Here is a 15,513-nt window from a genome sequence, read left to right as displayed (position 1 = left end):
ATTCAGCGGGAAACATATCCCGCAACCCATCCGGTTTTTCGTTTCTGCCTCACACCAAAAACAACGACAGAGGATAACGATATGAGTGCTTCTCCCGCGCCAGACGGCGTGCTCAAGCCGACCTTGAGCGTCTTCGATGTGGTGGCCATCACCGTTTCGGCGGTCACTCCGGCCAGCTCCGTGTTCGTCATCGCGCCCTTTGCCATCCAACAGGCCGGCAGTGGGGTGTTCCTGGCTTTTGTGATGGCCGCTTTGCTCGCACTGATGTTCGCCTTCTGCTACGCCGAACTGGGGCGTGCCCATAACAGCGCAGGGGGTGAATATGTCTACGCCAAGCGCGTGTTCGGCGGCATGGCTGGTTATGCAACGTTTTTGACCGTGCTGGTCATGTTGCTGTTTATCCCGCCGGTGCTGGCAACGGGGGCCGCGACGTATCTCAATAACGCCTTGGGCACGAAATTCGATTCGCAAACCGTGGCCCTGGTCATCGTAGTGTGCAGCTACGCACTGGGCATCCTCAATATCAAGCTCAATGCCTGGATCACCGGCACTTGCCTGTTGCTGGAAGTGGCGGCACTGCTGGTGATCGTGTGTATCGGCTTCGGTAACCCGGTGCAGCCGGCCAGCGTGCTGTTGCAACCGCAGATTGTCGAGAACGGCCTGTTGCATCTGGCGCCCTGGGGCCTGGTGATCGGCGCGGTCGGTATCGGCCTGTTTTCGTTCAATGGCTATGGCCCGGCCGTGCTGCTGGCCGAAGACATGAAGTGTGGCGGCAAGGGGGTACACAAGGCGGTGTTGTGGTCCCTGGGGTTGGTGGTGGTGATCGAGCTGGTGCCCATTACCGCGCTGTTGATTGGCGCGCCATCCCTGAGTGCGATGATCAGCAGCCCCGACCCGATCGGCTACCTGCTGACCAGCCACGGCAATGAGACCCTGTCACGCCTGGTCAGCGCGGGGATCTTCCTGTCGGTGTTCAATGCCATCGTCGCCATCGTCATCCAGATCGGCCGCGTGGTGTTCAGCAGTGGCCGCGATGCGCTGTGGACGCCGACCATCAATCGCTGCTTCACGCGTATCCACCCGCGTTGGGATTCACCCTGGTTGGCTACGCTGTTTCTGGCGGTTCCCTCGGCGTTGCTGAGTTTCAGCTCCAATTTGGCGGACCTGACCTCATTCAGCGTATTGCTGATCATGCTGGTGTACCTGGTGGTGGCGTTGAGTGCGCTGATGAGCCGGGTGCTGCTGCGTGATCGCGAGCATCCGTACCGCATGCCGCTGTGGCCGCTGCCGGCGTTACTGGCGGTGCTGGGGGCGGGTTATTTACTGACGACCCTGATCGCGGCTGCGTCGGTCCGGGACATCATGATCATCATCGGCTTGCTGGCCACGTCGGTGATTTTGTATTGCATCAGTGGCCGGTTGAGTCCGGCGTTTCAGAAATTGTAAGGAGTGGTTATGCGTGCACGTCAATTGGGCATCACGTTGGGGCTGGGCACGCCCGGCGAATTGAATGCAATCACCGATGTACCGGGCGTGCGGGTCGGCCACGCCACGCTCAAGACCTGCATCGACAGCAAACAGGTGCGCACCGGCGTCAGCGTCATCCAGCCACGGGCCGGGGAGGCGCGCCATCAACCCTGCTTTGCCGGCTATCACGTGCTCAATGGCAATGGCGACGCCACTGGCCTTGAATGGATCAGCGAAGCGGGGCTGCTGACCACACCGCTGGCCATCACCAACACCCACAGCATCGGCGTGGTGCGCGACACGTTGATCGCCCTGGAGCGCGAGCGCCTGGCAGACCCGGCCGTGTATTGGTGCATGCCGGTGGTGATGGAAACCTACGACGGCCTGCTGAATGATATCTGGGGCCAGCACGTCAAGCCTGAGCATGTGCGCGAGGCGCTGTATAACGCTGAATCCGGCCCGGTGCAGGAGGGCGCGGTGGGCGGCGGTACCGGGATGATCTGTCACGAGTTCAAGGGCGGCATCGGGACGGCATCGCGGCGCTTGCCGGCGCAGCAGGGGGGCTGGACGGTCGGCGCGCTGGTGCAGGCCAACCATGGCAAACGCCAGGAACTGCGTGTGGATGGCTACCCGGTGGGGCGTCATCTGATGGAGATCCCTTCGCCGTTCGCCGAACGCGGTACGCCCGGCATGGGCTCGATTGTGGTGATCCTCGCCACCGACGCGCCGTTATTGCCGCACCAATGCCGACGCCTAGCACAGCGTGCCTCGGTCGGTATCGCCCGCACCGGCGGCGGCACTGAAGACTCCAGTGGCGATCTGTTCCTGGCGTTCGCCACCGGCAACCAAGCGATCCCACCGGCCGATTACGGGCGCAAGGACCTACCGCTGAGCACGCCCCTGCAGATGGTGAACAACGACCATATTTCACCGCTGTTCAGCGCGGCGGCAGAGGCGGTGGAGGAGGCGATCATCAATGCCTTGCTGGCCGGTGAAGACATGACCACGCAAGACGGCATCAGCGTGCCGGGACTTGCCGGCGAGAGGCTGATCAGCGCGTTGAACAAGTCGGGTTGGAGTGTGGCCCGGTAATAGGGGACAAAGCACTTTAATAGTGCAGATAGTGGCTCTTTAATGTTGTAGATGACACCGTGACAATATATTGGATCCATTTATCAAGTGTGCCGCTCAACTTGAGCGGCTTTACCGATATTTAATATTTAAATAACAGTGGGCGACAATTGGCCGCGCAGAAGCAATGGCCCCCAATAAATGCTGGAGAGCACTTCCTCAAGTTGAATCTACGTCACAGTTTCAATGCGGAAATATTTGTAGACGAAAGATTTCAGGTTGTGTCAGTTTCGATACGCCTTCAAAAGAGGCGAGTGATAGGACGATCTCGCCCGCGAGGTTCCTATCGAACAAAGACTGATGCACTTGCAAACAAGGAAGTACGTTTATGTCAAAAGTAAAAGACAAAGCTATTGTTTCTGCAGCGCAAACCAGCACAGCGTATTCGCAGATCGATAGTTTCAGCCATCTGTACGACCGTGGCGGCAACCTCACGGTCAATGGCAAACCGTCCTACACCGTGGACCAGGCAGCGACCCAGCTGCTGCGGGATGGTGCCGCGTACCGGGACTTTGATGGCAACGGCAAGATCGATCTGACCTACACCTTCCTCACCTCGGCGTCCTCGGCCACCATGAACAAACATGGCATTTCCGGGTTCAGCCAATTCAACGCCCAGCAAAAAGCACAGGCCGCACTGGCCATGCAATCCTGGTCGGATGTCGCCAACGTGACCTTTACCGAAAAGGCTTCCGGTGGTGATGCACACATGACCTTCGGCAACTACAGCGGTGGCCAGGACGGCGCAGCGGCTTTCGCCTACCTGCCCGGCACCGGCGCAGGCTACGACGGCACTTCGTGGTACCTGACCAACAACAGCTACACGCCGAACAAGACCCCGGACCTGAACAACTATGGCCGGCAGACCCTGACCCACGAAATCGGCCACACCCTGGGCCTGGCTCACCCTGGCGACTACAACGCCGGGAATGGCAACCCGACCTATAACGACGCGACCTATGGACAGGACACGCGTGGCTACAGCGTCATGAGTTACTGGAGCGAGAGCAACACCAACCAGAACTTCAGTAAAGGCGGGGTCGAGGCTTACTCCTCGGGCCCGCTGATCGACGACATCGCGGCGATCCAGAAGCTCTACGGCGCCAACTACAACACGCGTGCCGGCGACACCACCTACGGTTTCAACTCCAACACCGGGCGTGATTTCTACAGCGCCACTTCCAATGCCGACAAGCTGGTGTTTTCGGTATGGGACGGTGGCGGCAATGACACCCTGGACTTCTCCGGTTTTACCCAGAACCAGAAGATCAACCTCAATGAAGCGTCGTTCTCCGACGTCGGCGGCCTGGTGGGCAACGTGTCCATCGCCAAGGGCGTCACGGTCGAAAACGCCTTCGGCGGTTCGGGCAACGACCTGATCATTGGTAACAACGCAGCCAACCTCATCAAGGGCGGTGCCGGCAACGACATCATCTACGGCGGCGGCGGTGCGGACCAACTGTGGGGCGGCGCCGGCAACGATACCTTCGTGTACGGTGCCAGTTCCGACTCCAAGCCGGGTGCGGCCGACAAGATCTTTGACTTCACCTCCGGTTCCGACAAGATCGACCTCACCGGTATCACCAAAGGTGCAGGCTTGAGCTTCGTCAATGCATTCACCGGGCATGCCGGCGATGCTGTACTGACCTACGCCTCGGGTACCAACCTGGGTACGTTGGCAGTGGACTTCTCTGGGCATGGCGTGGCGGATTTCCTCGTCACCACCGTTGGCCAGGCGGCAACCAGCGACATCGTAGCCTGATGTAAAGCGCGCGGCGCCACGGCGCCGCGCTCTATGATGGAGCAGAAGATGCCGCGTTTTTCCCATTTGATCGCCTGTGCTTCGCAGGTGTTGTTCGTTTTGGCAGGAGCCCAAGCAATGGCGAGCAGTCTCGTATTACCCACCACCGCCCAATTGGCCGGGCATTGGCAGCTCAAGCAACAGGATCAGGTCTGCGCGCTGGACCTGCTGGAACAGGCCAATGCGCTGGCCGGTGATGTCGCCTGTGTCGAACAATGGCTGGGAGACAAACCCTTGACCTGGTCACCGACCCCGGACGGCATCTGGTTGATGAACGCCGAAGGCAGCGGTATTACCCATTTGAATCGCCAGAAAGAAGGCGTATATAAAGGGCGCACCGCCTCCGGTTCGGAAGTTGTATTGCAACGCACGCCTTAGTTAATCGTTATAAGCCTATAACTCGATTTTATAGTTGGCCGTCCCTTAGTCAGGGGCTTGGGCAACTATTGCGCGTATTCGCTTCAGGGAAGATCAATAAATATGGCGAAGTCCCATGCGGTTGTGCCCTTATTCAGGGCGTTGGGTGAATACAAAAGTATTTTGATCAGCATCGGCTGTTTCACCGCATTGATTAACGTGCTGATGCTGGTGCCGTCGATTTACATGCTGCAAGTGTATGACCGCGTGCTGTCCTCCCAGAATGAAACCACGCTGGTGATGTTGACACTGATGGTCGTGGGCTTCTTTGCCTTTATCGGCACCCTGGAAGTGGTGCGCAGTTTTATCGTGATCCGTATCGGCAGCCAGTTGGAACAGCGTTTCAACCTGCGCGTGTACAAGGCCGCGTTCGAACGCAACCTGCAACGGGGCCAGGGGCATGCCGGGCAGTCCCTGGGCGATTTGACGGTGATCCGCCAATTCATCACCGGGCCTGCGCTATTCGCATTTTTCGATGCGCCGTGGTTTCCCATCTACCTGTTCGTGATTTTCCTGTTCAACGTCTGGCTCGGCGTGCTGGCCACGGCAGGCGCCGTGATCTTGATCGCACTGGCTTGCCTGAACGAATACCTGACCAAAAAGCCGCTGGGCGAGGCGGGCGCCTTTTCCCAGCAGTCGACGCAGTTGGCCACCAGCCATTTGCACAACGCCGAGACGATCCAGGCCATGGGCATGCTCGGCGCGCTGCGCAAGCGCTGGTTCGCCGTGCATGCGCAATTTCTCGGTTACCAGAACAAGGCCAGCGACACCGGCTCGGTGATCACCTCCCTGAGCAAATCCTTGCGCCTGTGCCTGCAATCGCTGGTGCTGGGCCTGGGTGCATGGCTGGTGATCAAGGGCCAGATGACCGCCGGGATGATGATCGCCGGCTCCATTCTGATGGGGCGCGTACTCAGCCCGATCGACCAATTGATCGCGGTGTGGAAGCAGTGGAGCTCGGCCAAGCTGGCTTACCAACGCCTCGACAATCTGTTGCGTGAGTTTCCACCGCAAGTCGAACAGATGGCCTTGCCGGCACCCAAGGGCCAGGTGAGTTTCGAGCAAGTCAGTGCGGGCCCGCCGGGGCGACGCCTGGCCACCCTGCATCAAGTCAGCTTCAACCTGGGGGCCGGTGAAGTGCTGGGCGTGCTCGGCGCATCCGGCTCCGGTAAATCCACCCTGGCCCGCGTGCTGGTGGGTGTCTGGCCGACCCTGGCGGGCACGGTGCGCCTGGACGGCGCGGATATTCACCGCTGGGATCGCGATGACCTCGGCCCGCATATCGGCTACCTGCCCCAGGACATCGAATTGTTCAGCGGCAGCATTGCCGACAACATCGCTCGCTTTCGCGACGCCGACCCGGAGCAGGTGGTGAAGGCGGCGCAACAGGCCGGTGTGCATGAGCTGATCCTGCGCTTGCCGCAAGGCTACGACACGGTGCTGGGCGACAACGGTGGCGGCCTGTCAGGCGGCCAGAAACAACGCGTGGCCCTGGCCCGGGCGCTGTACGGCGCGCCGCGCTTGATCGTGCTGGATGAGCCCAACTCCAACCTCGACACCGTAGGCGAAGCCGCGTTGGCCAGCGCCATCGTGCAGATGAAAGCCCAGGGCTCAAGCGTGGTGCTGGTGACGCACCGCTCTTCGGCGCTGGCCCAGGCGGACAAATTGGCGGTGCTCAACGAAGGGCGGTTGCAGGCGTTCGGGCCGAGCCAGGAAGTGCTGCGCGCCTTGTCGGGCCAGCCGGAAGCACCACGGGAAAAGGCCGGAGTGAGCCTTAGCCGTCAGTACCCAGCCGCAAGGAACCCAGGCGCATGAGCAGTACCACTTTCGAATCCCCTTTCAAGCAGCGAGACGCCGGTTTTTTCGTCAAGATGGGCTGGTTGCTGACGGTCGTCGGCGCCGGCGGTTTTTTCCTCTGGGCCAGCCTGGCCCCACTGGACCAAGGCATTCCGGTGCAAGGCACGGTGGTGGTGTCGGGCAAGCGCAAGGCTGTGCAAACCCTCAGCCCAGGCGTGGTCAGCCGGATTCTGGTGAAGGAGGGCGAGGCGGTCAAACAAGGCCAGCCGCTGTTTCTGCTCGACCAGACCCAGCATCAAGCCGACGTGCAGTCGCTCCAGGCCCAATACCGCCTGGCTTGGGCCAGCGTCGCCCGCTGGCAGAGCGAGCGCGACAACCAATCCAGCATCACCTTTCCGGCCGAGTTGAGTGCCAACCCCGACCCGGCGCTGGCGTTGGTGCTTGAAGGCCAGCGCCAACTCTTCAGCAGCCGCCGCGAAGCCTTTGCCCGCGAGCAGGCGGGCATCAGCGCGAACATCGAAGGCGCCAGCGCACAGCTCGATGGCATGCGCCGTGCCCGCAGCGACCTCACTGCCCAGGCGCAATCGCTGCGCGAGCAACTGAGCAACCTGCAGCCCCTGGCCGACAATGGCTATATCCCCCGCAACCGCCTGATGGACTATCAGCGTCAGCTGTCCCAGGTCCAGCAGAGCCTGGCGCAAAACACCGGGGAAAGCGGTCGCGTCGCGCAGGGCATCCTCGAGTCGCGCCTCAAGTTGCAGCAACACCGTGAGGAATACCAAAAGGAGGTGCGCAGCCAACTGGCCGACGCCCAGCTGCGCAGCTTGACCCTGGAGCAGCAGCTGACCTCGGCGGGTTTCGACCTGCAGCACAGCGAAATCAACGCGCCGGCCGAAGGCATTGCGGTCAACCTTGGCGTGCACACGGAAGGCGCCGTGGTGCGGGCCGGTGAAACCCTGCTGGAGATCGTGCCCCAGGGCACGCGCCTGGAGGTGGAAGGGCATCTGCCGGTGCATCTGGTGGACAAGGTGGGCACCCATCTGCCGGTCGACATCCTGTTCACGGCGTTCAACCAGAGCCGCACCCCGCGTGTGCCGGGCGAGGTCAGCCTGATCTCCGCCGACCAGATGCTCGATGAAAAAACCGGCGCGCCGTACTACGTGCTGCGTAGCAGCGTCAGTGACGCGGCACTGGAAAAACTCCACGGCCTGATGATCAAGCCCGGCATGCCCGCCGAGATGTTCGTGCGCACTGGTGAGCGTTCGTTGCTCAATTACCTGTTCAAGCCGCTGCTCGACCGCGCCGGCTCCGCGTTGACCGAGGAATGAGCATGAAGTCAGTGTTCATCTCCTTGCTGTTGGCCTGTGGCAGTGCGCAAGCGGCCATGGGCCCGTTCGATGTGTACGAACAGGCCCTGCGTAACGACCCGGTATTCCTCGGGGCGATCAAGGAGCGCGATGCCGGCCTGGAGAACCGTACCATCGGTCGTGCCGGGCTGCTGCCGAGGCTGTCGTACAACTACAACAAGGGCCGTAACAACTCCGAGGCGCACCTGCCGGATGGCCGCGGCGGCTCCTATCGCGACGACCGCAACTACAACAGCTACGGCTCCACGTTCAGCCTGCAACAGCCGTTGTTCGACTACGAAGCCTATGCCAACTACCGCAAGGGCGTGGCCCAGGCGTTGTTTGCCGACGAGAGCTTTCGCGACAAGAGCCAGGCGCTGCTGGTGCGAGTACTGAGTTACTACACCCAGGCGTTGTTCGCCCAGGACCAGATCGACATTGCCCGCGCCAAGAAGAAAGCGTACGAGCAACAGTTCCAGCAGAACCAGCATCTGTTCCAGCAAGGCGAGGGCACGCGCACCGACATCCTGGAAGCCGAGTCGCGTTATGAATTGGCGACCGCCGAGGAAATCCAGGCGCTGGACGAACAAGACGCGTCGCTGCGCGAACTGGGGGCCTTGATCGGCGTGCAGAGCGTCGACATCCATGACCTGGCGCCCCTGAACCAGAGCTTCGCCGCCTTCACCTTGACCCCGGCCAACTACGACACCTGGCATGAGCTGGCGATCAGCAATAACCCCACGCTGGCGTCCCAGCGCCAGGCGGTCGAAGTGGCGCACTATGAGGTGGAACGCAACCGCGCCGGGCATTTGCCGAAGATCACCGCGTACGCCAGCTCGCGTCGCCAGGAGTCCGACAGCGGCAACACCTACAACCAGCGCTATGACACCAACACCATCGGTGTCGAATTCAGCCTGCCGCTGTATGCCGGTGGCGCCGTCTCCGCGTCCACCCGCCAGGCCAGCCGTGCCATGGAGCAAGCCGAGTACGAGCTGGAAGGCAAGACCCGCGAGACCCTGATCGAACTGCGTCGCCAGTTCAGCGCCTGCCTGTCGGGGGTGAGCAAGTTGCGCGCCTATCAAAAAGCCCTGGTTTCGGCTGAAGCGCTGGTGGTGTCTACCCGGCAAAGCATCCTCGGCGGTGAGCGGGTCAACCTCGACGCGTTGAACGCCGAACAGCAGCTGTACAGCACCCGTCGCGACCTGGCCCAGGCGCGTTATGACTACCTGATGGCCTGGACCAAATTGCATTACTACGCCGGCAACTTGCGTGACACCGACCTGGCGAAAGTCGATGAGGCTTTCGGCCCGGTGAAATGAGCGTCTAAAAAAACAATAAGGATGGTTTAGATGATCACCGATTCACCTCGCTTCAAACCCTTTACCGCCGGTTCCTTGCTGCTGTTGTCCGTTGCGGCGCAGGCGGCATACACCGAGACCGGTCAAGCGGGTAACCCCGCCAGTTGGCGCACCGCCGAGTTCCAGAGTGACTGGGGCCTGGGACGCATGAAGGCGGATGAGGCCTACGCCGCAGGCATCAGCGGCAGCGGCGTAAAAATCGGCGCCCTCGACTCAGGCTTCGACCCCAACCACCCGGAGGCGGCCAAGGACCGCTTCCACCCGGTCACGGCCACCGGCACCTACGTCAATGGCAGCCCGTTCAGCACTACCGGCGCGCTCAACCCCAACAACGACTCCCACGGCACCCATGTCACCGGCACCATGGGCGCGTCCCGTGACGGCGTGGGCATGCATGGCGTGGCCTACAACGCACAAATCTACGTGGGCAATACCAACGCCAACGACAGTTTCCTGTTCGGCCCGACCCCGGACCCCCAATACTTCAAGACGGTGTACAGCGCGCTGGTCGATTCCGGCGTGCGCGCCATCAACAACAGTTGGGGCAGCCAGCCCAAGGATGTCAGCTACCAGACCCTCGGCGATCTGCACGCCGCCTATGCCCAGCATTACAACCAGGGCACCTGGCTGGATGCGGCGGCGGACGTGGCCAAGGCCGGCGTGATCAATGTGTTCAGCGCCGGCAACAGTGGTTATGCGAATGCCAGCGTGCGCTCGGCACTGCCGTATTTCCAACCGGAGCTGGAAGGGCATTGGCTCGCGGTGTCGGGCCTGGATAAAGCCAACAACCAGAAGTACAACAAGTGTGGCATCGCCAAATATTGGTGCATTTCCACCCCGGGCGCGCTGATCAACAGCACCATCCCCGACGGCGGCTACGGCGTGAAATCCGGCACTTCGATGGCGGCGCCCCACGCCACCGGCGCGCTTGCGCTGGTGATGGAGCGCTACCCGTACATGAACAATGAGCAGGCGTTGCAGGTGTTGCTGACCACCGCGACGCAGCTCGATGGTTCGATCACCCAAGCCCCCAACACTATGGTCGGTTGGGGGGTGCCGGACCTGGGCCGGGCGATGCACGGGCCGGGGCAACTGCTGGGCGCGATGAACGTGCACCTCGCGGCCGGGCAAGGCGATGTGTGGAGTAATGGCATCACCGACCAGGCGCTGATCCAGCGCCAGGCCGAAGACCGCGCCGAGCACGCCGCCTGGCAGCAAACCTTGCTCGACAAGGGCTGGCAAAACGGCGTGGCCGCGAATGCCAGCCAACAGGACAAGACCGATTACGCCATCGGCACCGCACGCGACCAGGCCGCCGCCCAGCGGGTGTACGAGGGCAGCCTGATCAAGTCCGGCGGCGGGCGGCTGGTCCTCAGTGGCGACAGCACCTATCGCGGTGCGACCACGGTCAACGGCGGCTTGCTGGCGGTCAATGGTTCGCTGGCATCGGCGGTGACGGTCAACGACAGCGGCACCCTCGGCGGCTCCGGGCGGATTGCCGCGCTGTCGGTCAATCACGGCGGCAGCGTGGCGCCGGGCAACTCGGTGGGCACCTTGCAAGTGGCCGGCGATGTGAACCTGGCGGCAGGCTCCACGTACGCCGTGGAACTGACCCCTACCAGCAGCGACCGCATCGTGGCGGGAGGCAAAGCGCTGTTGGGTGGCGGCACGGTCACCCTCGCGCTGGAAAACAGCCCCACGTTGCTCAGCCAGAGCCAGGTACACAGCCTGATCGGCCAGCAGTACTCCATCCTCCAGGCGGCGGGAGGCATCCAGGGCCAGTTCGGCCAGGTGTTGCCCAACTACCTGTTCCTGGGCGGCACACTCGACTATGCGGCCAACGGCGTGCAACTGAATGTTGGGCGCAACAACGCTACCTTCGCCAGCGTGGCCGCTACCCGCAACCAGCGCAACGTGGCCGCCGCCGCCGAGCAGTTGGGCGCGGGCAATCCGGTGTACGAGAGTGTGTTGCTGTCGGACTCGGTGGCCACCGCCCGGCAAGGCTTGCAGCAGTTGTCCGGCGAGATCTATCCGGCGATCGGCGCGATGCTGCTCAACGACAGCCTGCAATTGCGCGATGCCGTGGGCGAGCGACTGCGGCATGTGCCGGTGAGCGGTGAACGCAACCTGTGGCTGAAGGCGCTTGGCGCCTGGGGCAAGACCGACAGCCGCAGTGAAACGGCGGGTTCGACCCGCTCCATCGGTGGCCTGCTGGCCGGTGTGGACGGCGAGCTGGATGAGCAGACCCGGGTCGGCGTGGTCGCCGGTTACAGCGACAGTTCGTTGAACATGGGCAGTGGCACCCATGCATCGGCGTCCATCGACAGCTACCACTTCGGCGCATATGCCGGGCGCGAGCTGGGCGATTGGCGCGTCAGCGTCGGTGGTGCCTACAGCTGGCATCGCGGCGATGTAAAGCGTGACTTGCAGTACGGCGCGGTCAGCGGCAAGCAAAAGGCCAAGCTTGAGGCGCGCACGGCGCAATTGTTCACCGAGGCGGCCTACCGCATTCACCTGCAACCCTTGGCCCTGGAGCCGTTCGCCAACCTGGCCTACGTGCACCTGGACAGCGATGCCTTCCACGAAAAAGGCGCTGCCGCCGCGCTGGAGCGCAGCCGCGATCAGCGTGACGCGGTGCTCAGCACCCTGGGCGTGCGTGCGCTGAAAACCCTGCCTCTGAATGATCGCCAGCAGCTTGAACTGTCGGGCTCGCTGGGCTGGCAACACAGCCTCAGCGCGGTGCAATCGCAAGAGCATTTGGCGTTTGTTGCCGGCGGGCCCTCATTCGCCGTGGGCAGTTCGCCGCTGCTGCGCGATGCGGCGCTGGTCGGCGTGCAGGCCAGCCTGGCGTTGAGCCCATCCACGCGGGTCAACCTGGACTACACCGGCCAATTGGGGGGCAGTGAGAAAACCCAGGGTGTGGGTTTGAGCCTCAACTGGCAGTTCTGAGTTCAACAAGAAAAACCAAGAAAACTAAGGAAGGTCACCGTGAACAAACGAATTACCGCCACTCACACCGGCCCGGGCTACCCGCTCAAGGCTTTGAGCTGCGTGCCATACGGCGCGCTGCTGTGCTGCCTGGCAACCCTGGGAACCGCCCAGGCCGCACCCTATGTGGAAACCGGCAAGTTGGGCGACGCCGCCAGTTGGCGCAGCACTGAGTTCAAGGCTGACTGGGGCCTGGGCGCCATCCAGGCTGACACCGCTTACGCCGCCGGTTACACCGGCAAGGGCGTCAAGCTGGGGATTTTCGACCAGCCGGTGTATGCCCAGCACCCGGAATTCGCCAGCCCCGGCAAAGTAGTGACGATTGTCACCGAGGGCATCCGCCAGTACACCGACCCTTACATTCCGGTCAAGGCGGGCGACGCGTTCCGCTATGACGGTACGCCGTCCCAGGATTCCAATGGCAAGTTGGGCAACCACGGTACCCACGTTGGCGGTATTGCCGCCGGCAACCGCGATGGCGGGCCGATGCACGGCGTAGCGTTCAACGCGCAGATCCTCAGCGCGGAAAACGGTGACCCAGGCCCCGAAGACGGCATCATCCTCGGCAACGACGGTGCGGTGTACAAGGCCGGTTGGGACGGTCTGGTGGCCAGCGGCGCACGCATCATCAACAACAGTTGGGGAATCGGCATCGGCGCGCAGTATGCCAAGGGTGGCCGTGATCCGGCGTTCCCGAATTTCACGGTCAACGAAGCCCAGGCGCAGTTCAACAATATCCGGCCGATCCTCGGCACGCTGGCCGGCGGGGCTTATCAAGGGGCGATCGACGCCGCGCGCAGCGGCGTGCTGACCATTTTCGCCGCCGGTAACGACTACAACCGCAACAACCCGGATGCGATGTCGGGCCTGGCGTACTTTGTGCCGGAAATCGCGCCGAACTGGCTGTCGGTGGCGGCCTTGCAGCAAAATCCGGATACCACCAGTGCCACGCCGTATGTGATCAGTACGTTCTCGTCGCGCTGTGGTTATGTGGCGAGTTTCTGCGTGTCGGCGCCGGGCACCAAGATCTTCAGTTCGATCATCAATGGCACCACGCTGGAGAACCTCACCACCGATTGGGCCAACAAGAACGGCACCTCGATGGCCGCGCCGCATGTGGCCGGCGCCGCAGCGGTGTTGATGGAACGCTTCCCGTACATGAGCGGCGAACAGGTCTCCACCGTGCTCAAAACCACCGCCACCGACCTGGGGGCGCCGGGTATCGACTCGTTGTATGGCTGGGGCATGATCAACCTGGGCAAGGCGGTCAACGGGCCGGGTATGTTCATCACGGCCGAGGACATTCCCGCCGAGTTCCGTATCGATGGCGCCTATGGCAGCGGGCAGTTTGTCGCCGACCTGCCGGGCGTGGGCGCCGTGGTGGACGCGGGTAAACCCACCCAGCGCCTGTGCACCGACGTGCATTGCGGGCGCGATGTGTGGAGCAATGACATCTCGGGCCACGGTGGCCTGACCAAGCAGGGCATCGGTACGTTGGTGCTGACCGGTGCCAATACCTACAGCGGCCCGACCCTGGTCAACCAGGGGTTGCTGGCGATCAACGGTTCGGTGACCTCCGACGTCAGCGTCAGCCAGGGCGGTGTGGTGGGCGGCTCCGGGCGTATCGGCTCGCTGACCGCGAAAAGCGGCGGCAGCGTGGCGCCGGGCAATTCCATCGGCACCCTTAATGTGGCGGGCAATGTCACGTTTGACGCCGGTTCGACCTACGCGGTGGAGTTGTCGCCGACCAGCAGCGATCGGATCGTTGCCGGTGGCACGGCCACGCTCAATGGCGGCACCGTGACCCTGGCCCTGGAAAACAGCCCGACCTTGTTGAGCGCGGCACAGGCCGACAGCCTGATCGGGCGGCAGTACAACATCCTGCAGGCTGCCGGCGGTGTGAGCGGTGCCTTTGGCGCGGTACTGCCCAACTACCTGTTTATCGGTGGCACCTTGAACTACGGCGCCACCGGTGTGCAGTTGGACGTGGCGCGCACCAACAGCTTTGCCAGCGTCGCCGCCACGCCTAACCAACGTGCGGTGGCCGGCGCCGCCGAGCAATTGGGCGCGGGCAATGCGGTGTATGAAAGCCTGTTGCTGGCACCCAATGCCGCCTCGGCGCAAGGTGCCTTCCAGCAACTGACCGGCGAGATCTACCCGGCCCTGCAGAGCGCGCTAATCAATGACAGCCGCTATGTGCGCGAAGCCGTGGGCGAGCGCCTGCGCAACGGTGAGATGGGCTCGCGCAGCGATACCCTCGACAGCCGTGGCAACGTGTGGGTCAAGGCGTTGGGGGCGTGGGGCAAGACCGACAGCCGCAGTGAGACGGCGGGTTACACCACGTCCATCGGCGGCATGCTTGCCGGGGTGGATGGCGCACTGGACGAGGCGACCCGCATCGGTCTGGTTGCCGGCTACAGCGATACCTCGCTGAACATGGGCAACGACACCCACAGTCGCGCCTCGGTCGACAGCTACCACTTGGGCGCTTATGCCGGGCATGAGATCGGCGCCTTGCGCCTGAGCGGCGGCGCGGCGTACAGCTGGCATCGCGCTGATGTGAAGCGTGATCTGCAATACGGCGACGTATCCGGCAAGCAGAAAGCCAAGGTCGACGCCCGCAGCACCCAGGTGTTCGGTGAAGCGGCTTACCGCGTCAACCTGCAACCATTGGCCCTGGAGCCGTTCGCCAACCTGGCCTACGTGCACCTGGACACCGATGGCTTTACCGAGAAGGGCGATGCCGCCGCACTCAAAGGCCGCGACGACAGCCGCGACGTCGTGCTGAGCACCTTGGGCGCACGTGCGTTGAAGACGATCAACCTCAACGATCACCAGGCGCTGGAAGTGTCCGGCACCCTGGGCTGGCAGCACAACCTGAGCCGCGTGGGGTCCGAGCAGTCCCTGGCCTTTGCCTCGGGCGGCCCGTCGTTTGCGGTGCAGAGCGCGCCGCTGGTGCGCGATGCGGCGCTGGTGGGCGCGCGGGTCAGCCTGGCGTTGACCAAGGATGCACGGGTGAACTTTGACTACAACGGCCTGCTGGCCAGCAAGGAGAACGTCCACGGCGTCGGCTTGAGCCTCGACTGGGCCTTCTGACCGTGTAGTGAGCGGGCTCGTCCCGCGCTGGGCGGCGCAGCCGCCCCAACAGGGGCGCTGCGGTATTTCAGGAGGACCGAGGTGTCTGGGTTGGGGCGGCTGCGCCACCCAG

9 protein-coding genes are annotated in these 15,513 nt (G+C 62.8%); all 9 read left to right on the top strand.

The genetic code is table 11. The features are described from left to right. The first annotated feature begins 81 nt into the window (after positions 1–81). The 9 genes from DK870_RS04940 (at position 82) to DK870_RS04900 (ending at position 15,401) form a co-directional block, all read left to right on the top strand. Positions 82–1,446 carry an APC family permease gene (locus DK870_RS04940; protein WP_161548135.1) on the top strand — a complete coding sequence of 455 codons (1,365 nt, stop codon included), beginning with the start codon at positions 82–84 and terminating at the stop codon, positions 1,444–1,446. A 9-nt stretch (positions 1,447–1,455) separates the two neighbouring features. Continuing rightward, positions 1,456–2,559, top strand: a complete 1,104-nt coding sequence (locus DK870_RS04935; RefSeq protein WP_161548134.1) for a P1 family peptidase — start codon at positions 1,456–1,458, stop codon at positions 2,557–2,559. Positions 2,560–2,926: 367 nt separating this feature from the next. Then, positions 2,927–4,360 (top strand): serralysin family metalloprotease, encoded by a 1,434-nt coding sequence (locus DK870_RS04930; RefSeq protein WP_060753099.1) that lies wholly within the window; start codon positions 2,927–2,929, stop codon positions 4,358–4,360. A gap of 48 nt (positions 4,361–4,408) precedes the next feature. Continuing rightward, positions 4,409–4,777: a protease inhibitor Inh/omp19 family protein gene (locus tag DK870_RS04925; protein WP_161548133.1), complete on the top strand. Its 369-nt coding sequence runs from the start codon at positions 4,409–4,411 to the stop codon at positions 4,775–4,777. A 102-nt stretch (positions 4,778–4,879) separates the two neighbouring features. Continuing rightward, positions 4,880–6,631, top strand: a complete 1,752-nt coding sequence (locus DK870_RS04920) for a type I secretion system permease/ATPase (RefSeq protein ID WP_161548132.1) — start codon at positions 4,880–4,882, stop codon at positions 6,629–6,631. Continuing rightward, the gene (locus tag DK870_RS04915) at positions 6,628–7,941 is read left to right on the top strand and encodes an HlyD family type I secretion periplasmic adaptor subunit (protein WP_161548131.1); all 1,314 of its coding nucleotides are present in this window, start codon (positions 6,628–6,630) and stop codon (positions 7,939–7,941) included. Before DK870_RS04920 ends, DK870_RS04915 begins: the two co-directional genes overlap by 4 nt. 2 nt (positions 7,942–7,943) lie before the next feature. Further along, positions 7,944–9,278, top strand: coding sequence for a TolC family outer membrane protein (locus DK870_RS04910; protein WP_161548130.1), 1,335 nt, complete (start codon positions 7,944–7,946; stop codon positions 9,276–9,278). A 30-nt stretch (positions 9,279–9,308) separates the two neighbouring features. Further along, positions 9,309–12,266, top strand: coding sequence for an autotransporter serine protease (locus DK870_RS04905; protein WP_161548129.1), 2,958 nt, complete (start codon positions 9,309–9,311; stop codon positions 12,264–12,266). A 51-nt stretch (positions 12,267–12,317) separates the two neighbouring features. After that, positions 12,318–15,401: an autotransporter serine protease gene (locus DK870_RS04900; RefSeq protein WP_161548173.1), complete on the top strand. Its 3,084-nt coding sequence runs from the start codon at positions 12,318–12,320 to the stop codon at positions 15,399–15,401. Positions 15,402–15,513 lie beyond the last annotated feature (112 nt).

It is taken from the genome of Pseudomonas sp. Q1, from assembly GCF_009935975.1.
Taxonomy (GTDB): Bacteria; Pseudomonadota; Gammaproteobacteria; order Pseudomonadales; family Pseudomonadaceae; genus Aquipseudomonas; species Aquipseudomonas palleroniana.
Note: the sequence above shows the minus strand (reverse complement) of the source record. Positions and strands in the feature narration are given on the sequence as shown.